Annotated in this window: 18 protein-coding genes, 1 pseudogene and 1 riboswitch; of the genes and pseudogenes, 7 read left to right on the top strand and 12 right to left on the bottom strand. The window is 40.8% G+C overall.

Going from position 1 to position 20,227, the window contains the following annotated elements; genetic code table 11:
* Positions 1–113: 113 nt before the first annotated feature.
* The gene (gene metK / locus ACXAEY_RS05400; RefSeq protein ID WP_474810810.1) at positions 114–1,310 is read right to left on the bottom strand and encodes a methionine adenosyltransferase; all 1,197 of its coding nucleotides are present in this window, start codon (positions 1,308–1,310) and stop codon (positions 114–116) included.
* A 197-nt stretch (positions 1,311–1,507) separates the two neighbouring features.
* A riboswitch (SAM riboswitch) is annotated at positions 1,508–1,618 on the bottom strand.
* Positions 1,619–1,834: 216 nt separating this feature from the next.
* On the opposite strand from metK, the gene pckA reads away from it, so the two are divergent.
* From pckA to ACXAEY_RS05380, 4 genes are all read left to right on the top strand, one after another.
* Complete coding sequence (pckA, locus tag ACXAEY_RS05395; RefSeq protein WP_270179664.1) at positions 1,835–3,424, top strand: phosphoenolpyruvate carboxykinase (ATP); 1,590 nt, start codon at positions 1,835–1,837, stop codon at positions 3,422–3,424.
* Between the two features lie 130 nt (positions 3,425–3,554).
* Positions 3,555–4,550 carry an ABC transporter substrate-binding protein gene (locus ACXAEY_RS05390; RefSeq protein WP_474810809.1) on the top strand — a complete coding sequence of 332 codons (996 nt, stop codon included), beginning with the start codon at positions 3,555–3,557 and terminating at the stop codon, positions 4,548–4,550.
* An 11-nt stretch (positions 4,551–4,561) separates the two neighbouring features.
* The gene (locus ACXAEY_RS05385) at positions 4,562–5,326 is read left to right on the top strand and encodes an ABC transporter ATP-binding protein (RefSeq protein ID WP_270179665.1); all 765 of its coding nucleotides are present in this window, start codon (positions 4,562–4,564) and stop codon (positions 5,324–5,326) included.
* Entirely contained in the window at positions 5,319–6,119 is an 801-nt protein-coding gene (locus tag ACXAEY_RS05380; RefSeq protein WP_270179666.1) for an ABC transporter permease, read from the top strand. The genes ACXAEY_RS05385 and ACXAEY_RS05380 overlap by 8 nt, the downstream gene beginning before the upstream one ends.
* A 170-nt stretch (positions 6,120–6,289) precedes the next feature.
* Here the strand turns inward: ACXAEY_RS05380 and ytkD are convergent, their stop codons facing one another.
* The 5 genes and pseudogenes from ytkD to ACXAEY_RS05355 form a co-directional block, all read right to left on the bottom strand.
* Entirely contained in the window at positions 6,290–6,763 is a 474-nt protein-coding gene (gene ytkD / locus ACXAEY_RS05375) for an RNA deprotection pyrophosphohydrolase (RefSeq protein WP_270179667.1), read from the bottom strand.
* Positions 6,764–6,932: 169 nt separating this feature from the next.
* On the bottom strand, positions 6,933–7,457 hold the full coding sequence (locus ACXAEY_RS05370) for a hypothetical protein (RefSeq protein WP_474810807.1): 525 nt from the start codon (positions 7,455–7,457) through the stop codon (positions 6,933–6,935).
* A 279-nt stretch (positions 7,458–7,736) separates the two neighbouring features.
* Positions 7,737–7,844: pseudogene (locus tag ACXAEY_RS05365) on the bottom strand (YjcZ family sporulation protein); the annotation flags it as partial.
* Between the two features lie 168 nt (positions 7,845–8,012).
* Positions 8,013–8,354 (bottom strand): hypothetical protein, encoded by a 342-nt coding sequence (locus ACXAEY_RS05360; protein ID WP_270179670.1) that lies wholly within the window; start codon positions 8,352–8,354, stop codon positions 8,013–8,015.
* 21 nt (positions 8,355–8,375) lie between these two features.
* On the bottom strand, positions 8,376–8,597 hold the full coding sequence (locus tag ACXAEY_RS05355) for a hypothetical protein (RefSeq protein WP_270179671.1): 222 nt from the start codon (positions 8,595–8,597) through the stop codon (positions 8,376–8,378).
* Between the two features lie 143 nt (positions 8,598–8,740).
* Between ACXAEY_RS05355 and ACXAEY_RS05350 the strand changes: the two genes are divergently transcribed.
* The 3 genes from ACXAEY_RS05350 to ACXAEY_RS05340 all read left to right on the top strand — a co-directional run bounded on the left by ACXAEY_RS05350 (position 8,741) and on the right by ACXAEY_RS05340 (position 12,341).
* Positions 8,741–10,915, top strand: coding sequence for a UvrD-helicase domain-containing protein (locus ACXAEY_RS05350; protein ID WP_270179672.1), 2,175 nt, complete (start codon positions 8,741–8,743; stop codon positions 10,913–10,915).
* A 123-nt stretch (positions 10,916–11,038) separates the two neighbouring features.
* Positions 11,039–11,227: a hypothetical protein gene (locus tag ACXAEY_RS05345; RefSeq protein WP_270179673.1), complete on the top strand. Its 189-nt coding sequence runs from the start codon at positions 11,039–11,041 to the stop codon at positions 11,225–11,227.
* 817 nt (positions 11,228–12,044) lie between these two features.
* The gene (locus ACXAEY_RS05340) at positions 12,045–12,341 is read left to right on the top strand and encodes a DUF3817 domain-containing protein (RefSeq protein WP_270179674.1); all 297 of its coding nucleotides are present in this window, start codon (positions 12,045–12,047) and stop codon (positions 12,339–12,341) included.
* A 183-nt stretch (positions 12,342–12,524) separates the two neighbouring features.
* On the opposite strand, the gene menC is transcribed toward ACXAEY_RS05340, so the two are convergent.
* The 6 genes from menC to ACXAEY_RS05310 form a co-directional block, all read right to left on the bottom strand.
* Complete coding sequence (gene menC / locus ACXAEY_RS05335) at positions 12,525–13,625, bottom strand: o-succinylbenzoate synthase (protein WP_474810806.1); 1,101 nt, start codon at positions 13,623–13,625, stop codon at positions 12,525–12,527.
* Positions 13,622–15,085, bottom strand: a complete 1,464-nt coding sequence (locus ACXAEY_RS05330; RefSeq protein ID WP_474810805.1) for an o-succinylbenzoate--CoA ligase — start codon at positions 15,083–15,085, stop codon at positions 13,622–13,624. The genes menC and ACXAEY_RS05330 overlap by 4 nt, the downstream gene beginning before the upstream one ends.
* Before the next feature lie 67 nt (positions 15,086–15,152).
* Complete coding sequence (menB, locus tag ACXAEY_RS05325) at positions 15,153–15,968, bottom strand: 1,4-dihydroxy-2-naphthoyl-CoA synthase (RefSeq protein ID WP_270179677.1); 816 nt, start codon at positions 15,966–15,968, stop codon at positions 15,153–15,155.
* A 26-nt stretch (positions 15,969–15,994) separates the two neighbouring features.
* Complete coding sequence (menH, locus tag ACXAEY_RS05320) at positions 15,995–16,819, bottom strand: 2-succinyl-6-hydroxy-2,4-cyclohexadiene-1-carboxylate synthase (RefSeq protein ID WP_474810804.1); 825 nt, start codon at positions 16,817–16,819, stop codon at positions 15,995–15,997.
* The gene (gene menD, locus ACXAEY_RS05315) at positions 16,816–18,564 is read right to left on the bottom strand and encodes a 2-succinyl-5-enolpyruvyl-6-hydroxy-3-cyclohexene-1-carboxylic-acid synthase (protein ID WP_474810803.1); all 1,749 of its coding nucleotides are present in this window, start codon (positions 18,562–18,564) and stop codon (positions 16,816–16,818) included. The genes menH and menD overlap by 4 nt, the downstream gene beginning before the upstream one ends.
* The gene (locus ACXAEY_RS05310) at positions 18,557–19,960 is read right to left on the bottom strand and encodes an isochorismate synthase (RefSeq protein WP_474810801.1); all 1,404 of its coding nucleotides are present in this window, start codon (positions 19,958–19,960) and stop codon (positions 18,557–18,559) included. Before ACXAEY_RS05310 ends, menD begins: the two co-directional genes overlap by 8 nt.
* Positions 19,961–20,227: the final 267 nt, after the last annotated feature.

Here is a 20,227-nt window from a genome sequence, read left to right as displayed (position 1 = left end):
CGCGTTGGGTAGTTCTGTCATATGACGTTATATAACCATTACGCTACTTAAACCGCACAAAAAAGCTGTCGAGAATATCTCGACAGCTTGCTAGGCCTCATAGGCTTACTATTTTATTGGTTAGCACCCTTTTTAAGAGCTTCTGCTTTATCAGTGTACTCCCATGGTAATTCGATGTCTGTACGTCCAAAATGGCCGTAAGCAGCCGTTTGCTTGTAAATTGGGCGTCGCAGATCTAACATCTTGATGATCCCTGCTGGACGTAGGTCGAAGTTATCTCGCACCAGTTGTACTAGCTTCTCTTCAGATACGGTTCCAGTGCCAAACGTGTCGATCGAAATCGATACAGGTTGAGCTACTCCAATCGCATAAGCCAACTGTACTTCACAACGATCAGCAAGTTTTGCTGCTACGATATTTTTAGCTACGTAGCGCGCTGCATAAGCCGCTGAACGGTCAACCTTTGTAGCATCCTTACCTGAGAATGCGCCACCACCATGACGTGCATATCCGCCGTAAGTATCCACGATGATCTTACGCCCTGTTAACCCTGCATCACCTTGAGGTCCACCGATTACAAAGCGACCAGTAGGATTAATGAAATACTTTGTATCTTCATCGATCAATTCTGGAGAAACAACAGGCTTAACGACGTGCTCTTTAATATTTCGTTGAATTTGCTCAAGCGAAACTTCTGGATGATGCTGTGTAGAGACAACGATCGTATCGATACGTACCGGCTTACCTTCTTCATCATATTCTACTGTAACCTGGGTTTTGCCATCCGGACGAAGATAAGGTAGGATTTCCTCTTTTCTTACTTCGCTTAAACGACGTGCCAACTTATGAGCTAAAGAAATCGGTAGAGGCATAAGTTCAGGAGTTTCATTACAAGCATACCCAAACATCAACCCCTGGTCACCAGCGCCAATCGATTCAATCTCATCGTCAGACATTTGGCCTTCACGTGCTTCTAAAGCCACGTTCACACCAGCAGCAATATCAGCTGACTGTTCATCGATCGATGAAAGGACTGCACATGTTTCTGCGTCAAAACCATATTTAGCACGTGTGTATCCAATCGATTGGACCGTTTCACGAACGACTTTCGGAATATCTACATAGTGAGATGTAGTGATCTCTCCGGAAACCAACACTAGTCCAGTCGTGACTGTAGTTTCACATGCAACGCGCGCATTAGGGTCGTGCGCAAGAATATCATCCAGAATCGCATCAGAAATTTGGTCTGATATTTTATCTGGATGCCCCTCAGTTACTGATTCAGAAGTAAACAAACGACGATTACTCACTTAAGTACCTCCTTAAGGATTCATTCCTATTTAATATAGTGTAATGGATACGGTACTCATTTCCCTAATAGTGTTGTCGAAACGAGACATCGAATTCAATAATAAACGGTAATATTACGCTTTTTTCCAAAAACGACAATAAAAAAGCCCTTTCCTTCATCATAAAGGGAAAGGAGCTGAAGTCTCTTGCCTTTCGCCTCTTATCTTCCAAGACAATAAGTCTTGCAGGTTAGCACCTTAATCCACTATATGAGGAGTTGGTTGCTGAGCTTCATAGGGCCTGTCCCTCCGCTTACTCGGGATAAGAGTATCCATTCTCGAAATATAATATCGTAGTTCGCTTTCTCTGTCAATCTAATGACACAAGCCCTAATTAGAAAGGTCATTCACCTTTTTTTCACTTTTCAAGGAAAAATCCATAGATTAGTATAGAATAATTAAATGAATGTGTTATACTAATTTTGAGTTAAACAAGTTCAGAAAAGATCTTGATGAAATTTTATTATAAAGGATGGGTTTAACGTATGAAAACAGCTTCCTTCTCTTCACCACTTTTGGATGCCATTTTAAATAAGAATAATCCGCATGTTAATTTATCAGTTTCTGAACTGGTAGAACGTTCACTATCGATGAAAGAGGGAACATTAACATCCACTGGCGCTCTTCGTGTTGAAACAGGCAAATACACTGGACGTTCTCCAGAGGACAAGTTCATTGTCCGTGAAGAATCAACAAAAGACAAAATCAACTGGAAAACAAACCAGTCTATCTCTTCAGAACATTTTGAAAGCCTTTACACTAAGGTTCTGGATTACCTGGGAGAGAAAAAAGATCTTTATGTTTTCAAAGGGTTCGCTGGAGCAGACCAATCAGCAAGACTACCCATCCAGGTTATCAATGAATATGCATGGCACAACTTGTTCGCACATCAGCTTTTCATCCGCCCAAATGAATCTGAATTAAAAGGACATGAAGCAGAGTTCACTGTCATTTCTGCCCCTGGTTTTCAAGCTAACCCAGACAAAGACGGCACGAATTCAGAAACGTTCATTATTATTTCATTTGAAAAACGTACCGTCTTAATCGGTGGCACTGAGTATGCAGGTGAGATTAAGAAATCGATCTTCACTGTCATGAACTACTTACTACCTGAGCGAAATATCCTTTCCATGCACTGTTCGGCGAACGTAGGAAAAGAAGGCGATGTGGCTCTCTTCTTCGGTCTATCAGGTACAGGAAAGACGACACTATCAGCAGACGCAAACCGTCGCTTGATCGGTGACGATGAACATGGCTGGTCGATGAACGGGGTCTTCAACATCGAAGGTGGCTGCTACGCCAAATGTATTAATTTGTCTAGAGAAAAAGAGCCTCAAATTTGGGATGCAATTCGATTCGGCACTGTTCTTGAGAACGTTGCACTAGACAACAATTCGAGACTGCCTGATTATGATGATACAAGTTTAACTGAAAATACGCGTGCTGCATATCCAATCGACGCCATTCCTAATATTGCGGTTCCGAGCGTAGCGGGTCACCCTAACACGATTATCTTTTTGACTGCAGACGCTTTCGGGGTCCTACCGCCAATCAGTAAGCTGACAAAAGAGCAAGCGATGTTCCACTTCCTTTCTGGTTACACAAGTAAGCTAGCCGGAACTGAAAGAGGGGTTACGTCTCCACAAGCAACGTTCTCCACTTGCTTTGGTGCACCGTTCCTACCACTTCCTGCTCACCGATATGCAGAAATGCTGGGTGAAAAAATCATGGAACATGATGTTGAAGTCTTCCTAGTAAACACAGGCTGGTCAGGCGGAAGCTACGGCGAAGGTGAGCGTATGAAACTATCTTATACTCGTTCGATGGTTCATGCTGCTCTTAATGGAGAGCTCGACAGTGTCGAAACGAAAAAAGATCCGATCTTTGGTTTACATGTTCCTGCCCATTGCCCAGGGGTTCCTGCAGAAGTTCTTCAACCGAGGCAAACATGGAATGACAAAGATAAATATGATGAGAAAGCAAAAGAACTTGCGACTCAGTTCGTGAAAAACTTTGAGAAATTCTCAAACGTTTCAGATGAGATTAAAAACGCAGGACCTACTATTAACCTATAATTCAAAAAGCACCCTCAGCGGGTGCTTTTTTTATTTCCTGTTGCCTGTAGGCAAACACACAATGATGCTTTCTACATAAGCTATAGTATTTCAATGTGCCTATTTTGAATGGCAACAGGAGGTTATTCAAATGCCAAAAGGCTGGATGACGAAAACGATCATATTTATCGCAATATGTTCACTTTTTCTTATGTCTGCATGTAGTAATAACAGTGATAACACGGTAAGAGTTGCCGAGGTAACCCGCTCCATCTTCTATGCTCCTCAATATGTTGCATTGTCTGAAGGGATATTTGAGAAGCATGGAATCAATGTTGAACTAACCACCACATGGGGTGGAGACAAAACCATGACGACGCTCTTATCTGATGGAGCAGACATCGCACTCGTAGGATCTGAAACCTCTATCTATGTGTATGCTCAAGGGACTTCTGATCCAGTAATTAATTTTGCGCAACTCACACAAACAGATGGCACTTTTCTTGTTTCAAGGAAGGCGATGGAGCATTTTAAATGGGTCGATGTAAAAGGAAGTACATTTCTTGGTCAGCGTAAAGGTGGAATGCCTCAGATGGCAGGAGAGTTCGTTCTGAAGGAAAAAGGCATCGATCATCACAATGATATGACGCTGATCCAAAATATTGATTTCGCCAACATCGCAAATGCCTATGCTTCTGGAAAAGGAGATTTTGTGCAGCTTTTTGAACCGACTGCCAGTATATTTGAAGCTCAGGGACTCGGCCACATCGTCGCTTCTTTCGGAAAAGAATCCGGCAAGATTCCTTATACAGTCTACATGGCTAAGGATAGCTTCCTTAAGAAAAACGATGATGTTGCTACACGTTTTACAGCTGCTATTTATGAAGCACAAGCTTGGGTAGACACTCATTCATCCGAAGAGATCGCAAAATCCATTCAACCCTACTTTGAAGACACCGAGTTGTCATTGATCACCACGGTTGTTGACCGCTATAAAAGTCAGCATTCTTATGCTACAAATCCAATTCTAGATGAAGAAGAGTGGAACAATTTACAAACGATTATGGATGAAGCGGGGGAACTCCCGAAACGGATCGATCATAAGACTTTAGTGGATACCACCTTTGCAGAAAAAGCACAGCAATAGGAGGAAATCCAATGTCATTTCTTCATCTTGATGCCATCACACATGTTTATTTCACGAAAGAATCTGCAAAAGTCGCAATCTCAGACCTTACTTTTCATATTGATGAGGGGGAGTTCGTATCATTGCTCGGACCTTCGGGATGTGGTAAATCGACTGTTCTTTCTCTCATTTCAGGATTGCAATCTCCCACTAGCGGAACCATAACACTCCAGAACAAGGCCATTACTGCACCGACTGAACAAGTAGGATACATGTTGCAGCAGGACTATTTGTTTCCGTGGAAGACAATCGAAGAGAATTGTTTACTCGGTTTAAAGCTTACCGACCAGATTACGACAGAGAATAAAGAAAAAACGTTAGGGTTTCTTGAAGAAATGGGCTTAGGTGATGTTAAAAATGCCTATCCAAACCAGCTGTCGGGTGGGATGAGGCAGCGAGTAGCTTTAGTTAGAACACTCGCCACACAGCCCGATTTGCTACTGTTAGACGAACCGTTTTCAGCGCTCGATTACCAAACGAAATTGAAACTGGAGAACCTTGTATCTTCTATCTTAAAAACTAGGAAAAAGACAGCGTTACTCGTTACTCATGATATCGGTGAAGCAATCGCGATGTCTGACAGAGTTATTCTTCTATCGAAGCGTCCTGGAAAGCTAGCAAAGATCTTTGAAATTCCAGAGCATCTCAGAGAACTCACACCGTTTGAAGCAAGAAATAATCCAGACTTTGGTAATCACTTCCAATCGATCTGGGAGGAGCTCGAATCACATGAATAGCCCCCAGCTAAAAAAACAGCATGCTCATTACCTTAATGAATTAAAGATTGAAAAGCGAATCGTATTTACATGGCAACTCTTTATACTAATCGCTTTCTTCTCTTTATGGGAACTAGCTGGAAGATTATCATGGGTAGATCCATTACTATTTAGCTATCCCTCAAAAATTGGTGAACTGTTTCTTATAAAGTTATTAGATGGTTCATTAGTCGTTCACACTACCGTAACCCTCCTCGAAACGGTAGCTGGCTTTATACTAGGAACAGCTTTAGGGACTTTGTTTGCCGCAGGATTATGGTGGTCGCAAAAAGCCTCTAAGATAGCTGATCCATACCTTGTCGTGCTAAATTCCATGCCTAAAGTAGCTCTTGGACCAATTATTATCGTAGCGCTCGGTCCAGGATACCTTTCGATTATCGCTATGGGAGCTTCCATTTCAATCATTATTACAACATTAGTGGTTTATCATGCATTTCATACCGTTGAACCTAATTTCGTCAAAGTCATCCGTTCCTTTGGAGGCAACAAAAAACAAACTTTTCTGGAAGCAATCTTACCAGCCTCTTTCCCAGCAATTATCTCTACATTGAAAGTAAACGTAGGACTTTCCTGGGTAGGCGTCATTGTTGGGGAGTTTCTCGTATCAAAAAAAGGGCTAGGCTACATGATTATTTATGGGTTTCAGGTATTCAATTTCACGCTCGTTCTACTTAGCCTTGTTATGATTGCAATTTTTTCATCGATCATGTATGTGATTGTAGAATGGATTGAAAGAAAACTAATAAGGAACTAGCCTTCACGAAGGCTAGTTTCAGCTTGTATCCTACTTGATGAGAATAAGTCCAAAACGAGATCCAATTGTTTAATACCATTTATCCCTCAATGACCACTCTTATTCAACACTGAATTCTTTACACTCTTGTTTTATGATATAAAAGAGTCCAGTTTTTCAACTGGACTCTTTTACATTGATTTGTTTAAATTCTCCAAGCAGAATGGTAGTACGTTGTCTTTCATCATAAAACTATACCGTTCATTCGTCGGAAGATCTGTGGGGAGATCTTGAAGCAATACTGGACCATTCGTTTCCATATAGTCCTCTTTTGATACTAGGTGATCAATTTCTGCATAGTAGACGTTTTTGATGATCGTTCCACCCTTGCCTTCTACGCGATATTGGCCTACGTACCGTATTGTGTTCACTACGCCACCCGTTTCTTCATAAACTTCTCGGACTGCGGCTTCTTTTGCAGTTTCCCCTTCTTCAACTTTTCCACCCGGAAACTCAATGCCTCTTCTAGAATGTTCGGTCAGAAGCCATTTTCCTCCAAACTGACAAATGACCCAAACATGCTTTGGATAAAGCGAATAAGGGTGATCCTTAAAAGAAAGTCTCACCTGATTATGATAGTAATCCGTAAACGTAAGTTCGCTCATTTGATAACCTCGTCTTTTAGTTTCTTACTTTATTGTAAAAGAGTACAGATTGGATGTCCAATTTACCAGATTAGATTAGAGTGTTTTGAAACGCAGAGATATTAAAAATACATGTAACAACCATGTGGTAAGTTGTTGAAAAAAAATAAAAATGGGCCTATGCCCATTTTTATTGAATCGTAAAGTTTTGTATGATCCAGTCGTTATTCGAATATTCGAATTCGATCTCGATCGTGTATGTTCCGTAAAGATCAGTTTCGTTCGTTTGCACAAGCTTATATTCGAATTCGTTTACCTTTTTAAGATCATACTCATTTTCATAATCAACCCAAGGGAAAAGTTCCGTTGGCTTTAAGTACAGTCCCCCATCATTTTCTTCATAATAGAAGTCTGTAATTTCATTCGCTAGTTCCTCTGATGCAACACCTTGTAAATGGTTACTTATTTCTTCTTTTGAGGAGAACTTTTCAACTCTGTAATTCTCATCCGTTTTTTGAATAATACGTTCTATCAGTTCATTCGTTACCTTTTTTTCATCTATTTCCTTAACTTCTGTGGACTTTGCTTGGGCTTTTGTCTCAAAGCTTGAAACCATCATTTCAGTGTGGTTTTGGGCTACTTTCGTTAAATCAGCTCCACAGCCTGCAGTTATACTCACCAAACAAAGTAGTAATAGCATGCTTATGTATCTCATCTTAACTCCCATCCTTTAATTCATGTTGTTTGTGTCTTATAGATACAATTCCTCATTTATCACGGTGTCAAACCGCTCATCTTGATAAATATACTTTTTTACTACGATTACTAGTGCTGTTCTTCTACTTATAAGACGATCGAATAGATTGAAAAGTTTCAATTTAAGAAACCTTTTCAATTCTTATGACCAACTTACATAAAAAAAGCTGTCGATCCTTCGACAGCTTATACCTTAGCAATATGGATTATATCCAGCTCCACCAACTTGAGGTGGTGGGCAGCAGCCTCCTCCAAACGCACCTGCTCCAACGATAATCAATAGCAAGAATAGAACAACGATCAAAGCAAAGCCTTTTCCGTAACCACCGTGTTGCTCTTTACCCATATACGTATCCCCCCAAAATAATTAATTACTACAGTATACTCTATGTCAAAAACCTATTTTAGGAAGGGCATGAGCGGAGAAAAAGAAAAAATATACGGCATTTGTCCTCATTCATCGTAGATAGCATGGCATAAAAAAAAGCTGTCATAGGCGACAGCTTTTAACTTGCTATTTTCTAGTATGGGTATTCAATGCATCCAACACTCCCATTTGTTCGATCTGAGCTTTTGTTTCTGGAGTACCTAATTGATGAACTAGGTAATAAAGATCATAAATCGCATTATCTGTCCAATCGCGATGACTATCAACTTCTTTCTCATCGAAATGGTTAGTTGAGAAGAAATCATGCTGTTGAACATATTTTTGTGATCTTAATTTCTCAATCGCTTGTTGAATCTTCATATATTCTTCATGATTCGCTTTAATCTTGAAAGAGTTTAATTGATGACCCTCGATCTCTGTTTCGTGAAGCTCACCTTTTGGAGTAACATAGTACGTTTTCTTAATCATATTCATCCTCCTTCAATCTTTTTAAACAGGGCTATCCTGCCTGTGAGTGTATCCTTTGTACTCGTGCTGTGCTGCATCGATCGTCTGCTCTACATTGAGGTGGGAATAAAAGACGCCAACATCCCTTCCAGCTTCGTTTGCCTCTTCAACCAGAAGGTCGTAATACGATTTTTCTTTCTCGTCATTAGCTACATGAAATTGTTTCCGATCATGGTCGACTATTACAAGAACATCGCTTTCCACTGCCTTTCCTCCTCACGACTATTCGTATAGGAACATTACCCGAATCTCTATTAAACTAATCTTTTCTATTTCTAACTAATCGACTCCTAAATCTGTGTTAAAATGAACGGATGAATCTATAGAATAAAGTTCAGGTGATGATCATGAATTTTACGAAAACTCCCCACCAAGCAATATCTGAATCCAGCCTGGCAGCACCATTAACATCAACCGGTGGTGAAGGATTTGCGAAAACGGAGCTTGATAGAGATTTCTTTTTAGAACTATTAAGCTCAGGCATACGATTAAACGATCGCCAAATACAAGCTGTACAACATACGTCCGGACCTCTTTTAACAATCGCCGGTGCTGGAAGTGGGAAAACATCAGTACTGACTGCGCGAACAGCGTACCTTATGACGGTAAAAGAAATCGATCCTTCCAATATCTTACTGATTACATTTACAAGAAAAGCTTCAGAAGAAATGAGGCAGCGAATCAGCGCGCTTCCCGGTGTTGCTCCTTCTCAAGCAAACAGTTTAACAGCTGGTACTTTTCATTCAATCTTTTTAAAACTATTGAGAAGCATTGGATACAACCAGAAAATATTAAACAGCGAACGCCATAAACAAATCATTATGAAGAATATCTTGAAAAAATTAAATAGTACACAAAGTTCTTTACCTGAAATCATGCTTTCTTCGATTTCTTCCTGTAAGGTTAAAATGGTTGAGCCACACGAGGTGCCCGAGGGGAAAGAAACAGAAGAATTAAAGAAAGCATACCAAGAATATGAAACATGGAAAGCCTCAAATGGCTACATGGATTTTGATGATATTCTTGTATTTACATACCGTGAATTCTTGAACAATCCACAGCTTCTTCAGAAAATGCAGAAGCGTTTTCAATATGTGCTCGTTGATGAGTTTCAAGATACGAATCCAATTCAGTATGAACTGATTAAGTCTATCGCTGCACCACAAAATAATCTATTTGTCGTAGGAGACGATGACCAGGTCATCTATTCCTTTAATGGCGCAAACAGTTCTATCATTCTTGAGTTTGATAGCACCTATCCTGATGCAAAAGTTGTCACACTCGATACAAATTATCGATCCACTCCAGATATCGTCGGACTTGGAAATCATATAATCAAACATAACGAGTATAGAAGATCGAAATGGATGAACGCGACTGATAAAGAGGGAAGTAAACCATCGTATATACGGCCTGCAACAACTGAAGAAGAAGCCACCATCGTTCTTGAAAACATTAGGGAACAGGAACGAGAATGGAAAGATATCGTCATCCTTACAAGAACATATACGAATGCAAGAGCGATCTTTGAGCAACTCGTCGAGCAAGATATACCATTTAACGCCCAAGGAATGAAGCAAGTATTCTATGAACAAACAATTATTAAAGGCATGCTTGATCACCTAAGACTCGCCTATCAGCACGATAGCCTCGATGCAACGGCAGCAATCCTACCTTCTCTCTTTATTAACCAGGAAGCAGGAATGCGCCATATAGAGATGGAGAATTTCGTAGACCCGATCGACTTTCCACTACGCCATCTTACTTCATGGAAAACGCTGAGACCTTTCCAACAGAAAGCCATCGAGAAGAGAATCAGCTTGATAAAGGAAGCAAAACGACTTCATCCAAAGAAGGCCATTCAGTTGTTACGGGAAGACTACATGAAGCATTTAGATAACGCGAATGATGAAACGATAACTGTTCATAAAACAACGCTGAAAGAAATGATGGACGAACTCGAATTCTCTAGCTCACGTTTTGAAACATTGCCTGAATTTCTAGGTTATGTCGATCGAATTATCACTCGGTTTAATGAACATAAAAAGAAGCCATATACCAAAAACGCTCTCTCTTTGTTATCGATTCACCAAGCTAAGGGGCTTGAGTATCCCGTCGTTTACTTGATCGGTGCTTCAGAAACGATTCTTCCGCATGTATCAGCGTTAACATCGATGAAGGATAAAGAAGCCTCTCAAAAAGACCTCTACCTTAAAAATCCTTCTGCGGACTTAGAAGAGGAACGTAGGCTTTGTTATGTAGCAATCACTAGAGCCAAAGAAGAAATCTATATTAGCTCACCAGAAAAACATCTAGGAAAACAGACTCCTGTATCACGTTTTTTAACTGAAGCATTCAAGAACAAGAAACCACTATCAGACCTTCATGTAAAAGCATGGATCTGTTCAAGTGATTTCTGCAAAGGATGGATGAAGATCAACGGTAAACAACCGGATGAAAAGGAATGCCCACTCTGCAAAAAACCAATGATCATCTCTCAGAAAGCAATCCTTAAACGATGAATATGTCATACCAATAATCTTTGTTGCGCTTTGATTACAAGTTATTTAAGAGATGTTAAACAGCCCATTTTCATGCGTTATACATGCTATAGTATAAAAAAACGACGCAACAGGAGGGCTCCGATGAGCAGCATACGGTATGAAACCATCTTTCAGAAACAGCTTGCAAACGGAACGATCATTGGGATAATGGATTACCTAGAAGGCAAGCTGATCAGATTGAACCTACATGATGAGGAGCCGGAGTATCTCAACCCGGAATTAAAGGAATTCTTTCAAAATGAACGTAAAAGAATGTATACGCATCAATAAGCTATAGATTTACCACGCTTTTTAAGGAGACGCAGTGCTGTCGAGATTTTTCTCGGCAGCATTTTTTTTACGCAATGATAATGATTGATTCTTCCTTGCTGAATAAAAAGGTTACGAGATGAGAATTCTAAAATACTAGACCAGGATAGAAATTTTTTGTTGAAAAAGGTTTGATATAAAAATTAAGTAGGGAATAAAAGAAGTAGCAAACGATATGGCTACTTTGAAGGAGGAAAAGACATGTTAAAGCAGGTACTCGTTATTATAGGAATTGTTGTCGTTGTACTATTTGTAGTTAACGCACTATTCTAGATTCTATTACAAAACATGTTGTTAGGAGGAAAGAATATGGTTAGAACAATCTTAATGATTATTGGTGCTATCGCACTGATCGCTGCAATCTTATCATTTATATAAGTCATACAAAGAATGCGCCTAGAATCACTGTTCTAGGCGCATTTTTATATTAGCGTTTATCGTTATTACTGTTTTTCTTGACTTCGTCGACCTTGGACTTAGGGATGTATATGAAAATCGCCTTTTTTTTGCTGTTCATATTGATCTCCTTCAAGATAATTATTAGCTCACCTATCTAATTCTACTTGATAAGAAACATAAGAATCAAGCTAATTTATTTAAACAGAAGCTTTTTTACTATTTTGTGGAAGGATAAATTCATCACCTATAACTGTCAACAAATCGATGAATTTTCATGTCTAAGGATGTTGTTTCGCTGATATACTTGTTTTATACTATGAAGTATCATGATTGTGAATTTCATCACATTAAATCAGTTAGTACTGAAGGAGTGAACGCGTTGTTAAAACAGCCTTTAAAAATGTTCCGAGGCGTCGGTTTTGCTGAAGGTATTTCCTTCTTACTTCTTCTCGGAATCGCGATGCCACTTAAATATATGTTAGATATGCCTCTTGCAGTAACGATTGTCGGCGCGATTCATGGAGGATTGTTTGTGCTTTATATCGCAGTGATCCTATATGTAACGCTAGTGAAGAAATGGTCTTTCCTAAAGGCTTTTCTCGCTGTAGTATCGTCAGTGATTCCGTTTGGACCGTTCATTTTCGACGCCAAACTCATCAATCAATCAGAATCTTAATCAAAAGGAAGGACCAAACCGGTCCTTCCTTTTCAGCTTTTTTGGGAAATCTAAAATATTGTGGCCCCTATGCCGCAGGAGTTTGAACACCTCTTGCTTTCCTATGGACGAACGCCCGTTGGACCACGGGAGTCAGAGGTCTTCTCTCCTACTAGAACTTTACGACCTATTATGCTACAAATCTTATAAAGTCAATGCATTCAACGTGAGACGACTGAGTTCCCTTCGATCTACTTCATACCCTATTCCAGGTCCATCTGGGACGGTTATGCAGCCATCTTCTACCGTTACTTCTGGCTTAATGATGTCTTTTTCCCAATACCTAGAAGAGGCAGATAGATCACCTGGTATTGTAAACCCTGGTAAGCTAGCAAGCGCTATATTATGAGCTCTCCCGATACCTGACTCAAGCATCCCACCACACCAAACTGGGATGTGTTGTTCAAAACATAAATCATGGATTTCTTTGCTAACTTGTAAGCCGCCGACCCGACCAGGTTTGATGTTAATAATCTTACAACTCTTAAGCTGAAGCGCTTTTCTCGCATCGTTGTAAGACGTGATACTTTCATCTAAACAAACCGGAGTCGTGAGGTGTTTTTGCAGTAAAGCATGGTCCACAATATCGTCAGCCGCTAGTGGTTGTTCAATCATCATAAGCTCATACTCATCAAGTTTCTGTAGCTTAGGCAAATCATGTAGACGATAAGCGGAATTGGCATCAGCCATCAAATTGATCAAAGGAAATTTCTCTCGAATCGCACAGATCAGCTCGATATCTTGAGAAGGCTTGATCTTAATTTTTATTCTCTCATATCCTTCTGCTACTCTCTGTCCGATTTCATCGAGCATATGCTCTTGTGAGGACGCTCCAACCGCTACCCCCGCTTTGATACGCTTTTCAGATGACCCTAAGGCCTCAGCTAAACTTATATTCTCCCTCTTTGCATATAGATCCCATACTGCTCCTTCGATGGCTGATTTCGCCATCGTATTCCGTCTGATAACATTAAGAACCTTTGACACTTCAGAGGGGTGATGGAAAGTAAGCTTCTTCAACTTTGGGACGATTATGTCTTTCAGCATATGCCAGGAAGTGGTCAACGTCTCTTCAGTATACCAGGGTGTTGTGAAGGCAACTCCCTCACCAAATCCGGATATGCCATTCTCATCGATCGCTTCAACGATGATCAGGTGCCGATCATCTACTTTCTCCAAACTATTTTCAAATGGAGATTTCAATTTCATCTTCACATGGCGAAGAATGACTTTTTTGAGTTTCATCGTTTTACCCCCAATAAGCGGCGCTGTAATTTATTTGCCCCATTTCTAGGAAGTTCATCAAGAAACGTTATGCTCTTAGGCTGCTTGTATCGAGCTAGTTTTTCAGACAGAAAGCTGAGTAGGTCTTTTTCAGTTACCTGTTTCGTTCGACATACAACAAAAGCGACTGGTACTTCGCCCCATTCTTCATCGGGTACACTTGTCACCCCGGCATCGATGATGGCGCTATGTTCTAAAAGTGCCGCTTCTATTTCGGCAGGATAAACGTTCTCTCCACCCGATATGATGAGATCTTTTCGTCTGTCTAAAACAAATAAGAAGCCTTCATCATCGATATAGCCCTGATCTCCAGTATGCAGCCAACCGTCTACTAACGAAGCTTTCGTAGCACGTTCACGATTGTAATATCCTGATGTAACAGTCGGCCCCTTTACGAGGATCTCACCATGTTGGTAAGGACCTGCTACCTTTTCATCTTCAAGAATCCTTAACTCTGAAGGAAAAAGCGCTTTACCTGCTGATCCTTGTTTACTCAACATATATTCTGGTGAGAGTGTAATGATTTGTGACGCTGTTTCTGTCATTCCAAAAGTTTGATACACGGGTATGTTCTTTTCCTGACAAGTTGAAAGAAGAGGATAAGGAGCTGGTCCACCACCTAGAAGCATACATCGAAACGTATCAGGATAAATTGTGTCCCCAAGGTCATCTAACATTCGTTTCAACATAGTACTTACGACGGATACGATCGTAACGCCGTCTTTCCGGATCGATTCATTTACGGCAAGGGGGTCAAACTGGGAATGAATGACGGTAGTGATGCCATAAATAACACTACGTATCAAGATGGATAATCCACTCATGTGATACATAGGAACAGCGGTTAACCACCGATCATTTATATGTAATCCAAGGTTCAAACTTGAACTGATAGCACTCCACCAATGATTCCCATAAGTAAGCATGACGCCCTTAGGTTTTCCAGTTGTTCCGGACGTGTACATGATTGTATGGAGCTGATTTAAAGAGATCGTCACTTGCAGCCCTTCTTCGAGGTCTGCACCTGGTTGAAGCGTTTCCCAAGAAATAATAGTAGCCTGTGAGCCAGCGGCTTTTATCGCCTTTTCTTCATAGGTTATATCTGAAATCAAATAGGATATTTCAGCATCTGTTAGTTGATAGGAAAGCTCAGAGTCTGTTAAGCGAAAGTTCAATGGAACGATGATTGCTCCTAAATACATCAGCGTGTGCATACATACTACTGTTTCAATCCCATTTCCCATTAAAAAACCCACATGATCGCCTTTTTTTATCCCGATCTTTTTTAATGCATTTGCCATTTGAACGGACTTTCTCTGCAGTTCTCTATACGTCCATGCCGTCTTGTCTTCATCGATAACGGCTATCCTATCAGGGGTCATATAAGCACGCTTATGCAGCCAATTTGGCATCGTCTCCATCAGTACCTCTCCTTTCTTTATCGTTAAAAACAGCTTGATGGAAACCCATCAAGCTGTCGAGTACTTTTTATGGAAAGCGAGGGAACTGTTTGAAGTCCGGCTTGCGCTTTTCCTTAAATGAATCACGACCTTCTTTCGCTTCATCAGTCGTGTAATACAATAGCGTTGCATCTCCGCCCATTTGCTGTAGACCAGCTAGACCGTCGGTATCAGCGTTCAATGATGCTTTTAAGAAACGAAGTGCTGTTGGTGACTTTTCAAGCATTTCTTGTGCCCACTGTACTGTTTCCGCTTCTAATTGCTCTAGAGGCACGACAGTGTTAACTAGTCCCATCTCTTTTGCTTCTTCTGCATTGTACTGGCGGCATAGGTACCAGATTTCACGAGCTTTCTTATGACCAACGATACGTGCCAAGTAACCAGCACCATAACCAGCATCAAAGCTTCCTACTTTAGGACCTGTTTGACCGAAAATAGCATTATCAGCAGCTATCGTAAGGTCACATACAACGTGTAATACATGACCGCCACCGATTGCATATCCTGATACCATTGCGATAACTGGCTTTGGAATAACACGGATCAGTCTTTGCAAATCTAGAACGTTCAAACGAGGGATTTCGTCGTCTCCAACATACCCACCGTGTCCTCTTACACTTTGGTCTCCACCAGAACAGAACGCCTTATCTCCAGCACCTGCTAGAACGATGACTCCGATATTAGAATCATCTCTTGCATATGCAAAAGCATCGATCAATTCATTAACGGTTTTTGGACGAAATGCGTTTCGTACCTCTGGTCGGTTAATTGTAATCTTCGCAATCCCATCATGTGTTTCGTAAAGAATATCGTCGTATTCTCTTTCAGTAGTCCATTCAATCAAGATGAAATACTCCTTTCATATGTAGATTAATTTTGTCTTACTTTTAGTTTTCCTAGAAAACCTATTACCATTTTATCAAAGATTTGCGGTTGTTCTAAATGAATTGTATGTCCTGCGTCAATAATCTCCTCAATTTGACCATTAGGAAGCCTTTCGTTCATGCGATTTGCGATCGATACAAATTTTTTATCGTATTCACCAACTAGTAGTAAAGTTGGAATCGAAATGGCTTTTAACTTATCCCAATTGGAAGGCTGCGCACCTGTCCCCATACCCTTTAAACTATTTACTAGTCCTGTTGTTGAGTTAGTAAGACGCTGCTTCCTAAGCTCCCTTTTTAGAGATTGTGGTAGACGTTTTTGCGTTCTGAACAATGGGACTTCCTCCCAAAAAGTAACGAAGCTTTCCACGCCATCTTCCGCAATACGTTTCGCAAGTGCATCGTCTTTCAAAATTCTTTCTTCTCGCTCTTCAATCGTTTCTAGCCCAGGGGAACTGCTTTCAAGAATGAGGCTCTTCACATATGAAGGATGATGCGCTGCAAAAGAAAGAGCAAGTCTACCACCCATAGAGTAACCGATTACATTAGCATTTTCTACGTTCAACTGATCTAAGATATCTTTCAAATACTGTGACATAGCTTCCATCGAATAATAAGCAGGGTCCTCTGGCTTGCTGCTTTTACCATGTCCGATGAGATCGATTGCTATACAGCGATATCGGTCAGACCAATCTTCAGTGAAGGGAGTCCAGTTATCGACCGCACCAGTAAATCCATGTAGGAACACGATCGCTTCTCCTTTCCCCCTGTCATCAGCATGAAATTGTAAGCCATGGGTAGAAATCATCATAGCTTAAACTCCTTTAACACTGCACTTGTTGTTTCTGAAACCTTCGAGAACACGTCTCTATGCAATACCTTGTTAAGATTTCGATCAGTAGGTATTTCGATAATATTTAATCCTTTATGATTCTTAGAAGCATGAAACAATTCATTAAATTCTTCCCACGAAGATGCTCGTTCAAATGTAGCTCCATATAAAGCAGCTGCATGTCGATAGTCGAGACCTATTGGCGTTCCGAATAGACGTTCAAAATGCTTTTCATGTTCTTTCTCTGCCTGTGGGAGAAATGAAAAGATGCCCCCGCCATCGTTATTCATTACGATGATTGTTAAATTCAAGCCGTATAGCTTTCCTAATAACAAGCCGTTCATATCATGATAAAAAGATAAATCTCCTATTATCAATACCGAATAATCGAATGAAACGCTCGCGCCTAACGCTGTCGAAACCACGCCGTCTATTCCATTCGCACCTCTATTACCCATTATGGTAGGAGAACCATGCTTTGGTAAGAAGAAATTATCGAGATCTCTTATCGGCATACTGTTTCCAACGAAAAGCAAGGATTCTTCTGATAAGAGATTAGCGAGTTCTTTAAAGATGTGCCCTTCAAACATTTCACTCTGATCAGCAAGAAGAACATCGGTTGCTTTCTTATTGATCGTTTGCCAAAGTTCACTCCACTCATAGTCTACGCGCTTCGAATCTTTATCAAGATTTTCAAGAAGCTCCTGACAGAATGAGAAAGGTGACGCAACGACCATGTGCGAACTGTTAAGGGTTGGGTCTCTCCATCCCGCTTCATCGACCACGATCTGATGCACGTCCTCTAATTTATCGATGTACTGCATATATGCTTTTGAGATGGGCATCGCTCCGAAACGAATGACCACTTCAGGCTTCAGTGTTTTACTTTCACCTTTTAATAGTGCATCGTAACTTTCGATCACCATAGGATTATTCATATCTCGACAGTTAGATAAAGGATCTGCAAAAATAGGAAAGCCAGTTGCTTCCGAAAGCTTTCGAACCGCATCTGAGAGTCCCTTATCTTCTTGTGGGCCGACTACGATCAATCCTTTCTTCTTCATCAACATCTCAACATAAGAAGCAATCTCAAGATCATTAATCTTTATACTATTTCCTGGAACAGTCACCCATGGCTCGTCGTTAGCTCTTCCTTCTTGATAGATCGTTTCATCTGATAAATCAGGAACGAGTGGATCTCTGAAAGGAAAATTCAAGTGAACTGGGCCCGATGGAGCTTGTAAAGAAATCGCCGAAGCTCGTGAAGCCACTGTTCTTATGTATCGAATTAAAGATTGAGAAGCATCTGGCATCGACGCTTCCATATACCATTTTGGAAAACTGCCAAACAGTTGATTTTGGTCGATCGCCTGTGGTGCACCATTATCTCTTAACTCAGGAGGTCGATCTGCCGTTAAGATGATCAATGGTATTTTTGATTGAGCTGCTTCAATGACTGCAGGATAGTAATTCGCACCTGCTGTACCAGAAGAGCACAAAAGTGCAACAGGCTTCTTTTGGGCTTTTGCAATACCCAGCGCAAAGAAGCCTGCTGACCGTTCATCTACATGAACCCAAGAAGTGATCGTAGGATGATTTGCTATAACCATAGCTAATGGTGTAGAGCGCGAACCAGGACTAATGACAACATCATTAATCCCGGAACGAGAAAGTTCATCAACAAATGCTCCTACATACTTTGAAAGGATGCGTTGATCATTCATATTGGCTGCCTCCAAGCGCTGCTAACATCGGTTTAAACTTCATCTTTGTTTCTTCATATTCACTATGTGGGTCTGAGTCTCCGACAATTCCACATCCTGCGAACAACGATGCATCCCGTCCTTTTAATAAACCAGAACGGATAGCGACAGCAAACTCACCATTATCTTGATAATCGATCCAGCCAACCGGACCAGCATACCAGCCTCGATCCATTCCTTCTACTCGTCGTATTTCCTTAACTGCCTGATGCTGCGGATATCCTCCAAGAGCAGGGGTTGGATGTAGGCGTTCTAACATTCGTAATAAGCTTGTCCCTTTACGAGCCCGCGCAACGACAGGTGTGAATAGATGTTGAATGTGAGGCGTTTTGTATAACTCCGGAGTAGATGGGACTTGTACAAACTCACATTCTTCTTCCATTGCTGTACGAATCATTCGGACTACAAGATCATGTTCGATTCGATTTTTATTATCATGCAATAATTCGTTTCCAAGTTCCTTATCTTCACTATCTGTATCTCCTCTGTCGATCGAACCAGCAAGGCATGCTGAATAGACTTGCTGTCCATCTCGCTTAACGAGGCGTTCAGGTGATGCACCGATAAAGCATTTATCATTGTAATTAAAAGCGAACAAGTAACTATCGCTTTGTTGTTCTTTCAGCTTAAGCAGCGTTTTAGAAGAAGAGAATGGCTCTTCTGAACGAAGCTTTATTTCTCTCGCAAGTACTACTTTTTCTAACTTGCCATCTCTTATATTCGCTGCAGCACTGCGTACCGTGTTTTTCCATTGCTCTGGTTCGATTTCTTCAACAGTGAAGTTTGTAGTTGAATCACCCTGTTCGGAAGGCATCATATCCAAAATTCGATTATAGTGATGAAGAAGCTGATCAGATAGCTCATCGGCTTGATCACTCTCATCTACAACCGCATTCAGCGTTAGCCATAGATCGTCTCCAGCTTTTGTTAACATCAGCTTTGGAATGACCATTCCGCCTTCAGGGAATCCCGACCAATTCTCAGTATTTGCTGCATCAGGATCAAATGAAAACCCACCGAGTAATACAGGACCAACTCCTGGCCTTGAAGGTGCGCCTTCTATTAAAAAGTTCTCCAAGAATTTCTTCCAATCACGTTCAATCGTTTGGAATCGTTCCTCATTAGCTTGAAAGGCTTTTAACGTTCCGAGCCCTACGATCGTTGTATCATTTTCAGGGTCTGCCCAAAACGTTCGATCGTTATTATATAAAGACGAACCAGCTGCATAAAAGGAGAGGGGATCGACAGCACCTACTTGTAGCACCTGGCTAACAAGTACAGACGTTCCCCGTTTGTTCGCCTCACTTACACCTTGATGAAGCAGGCTATATAGTTCTTGATGCTGTATGATAGACACTGACTTCTCCCCCCAACTTTCTTTCCATGCAAAAGCAGACCGAGTCAGCCTCGGCCACAGTTAATTAAAGGATACACCTGTCCCACTAAAACTGTCAACGAAGCGGTTTTTACCATTCGAATATTCTATTATTAGTTTCCCTATCCTTCAAGAAAAAAATCATATCGATACTCCGCTAATGCCCTTAGCAAAAAAAATAACGAGCATAGGATAGTTAATGTAGACATTTCACAGCGTCTATAAAAAGTCAACAAAGGAGGGTCTAAT

Source organism: Anaerobacillus sp. ABA4_114 (assembly GCF_056159065.1).
This window is presented reverse-complemented; position numbering and strand designations above follow the sequence as displayed.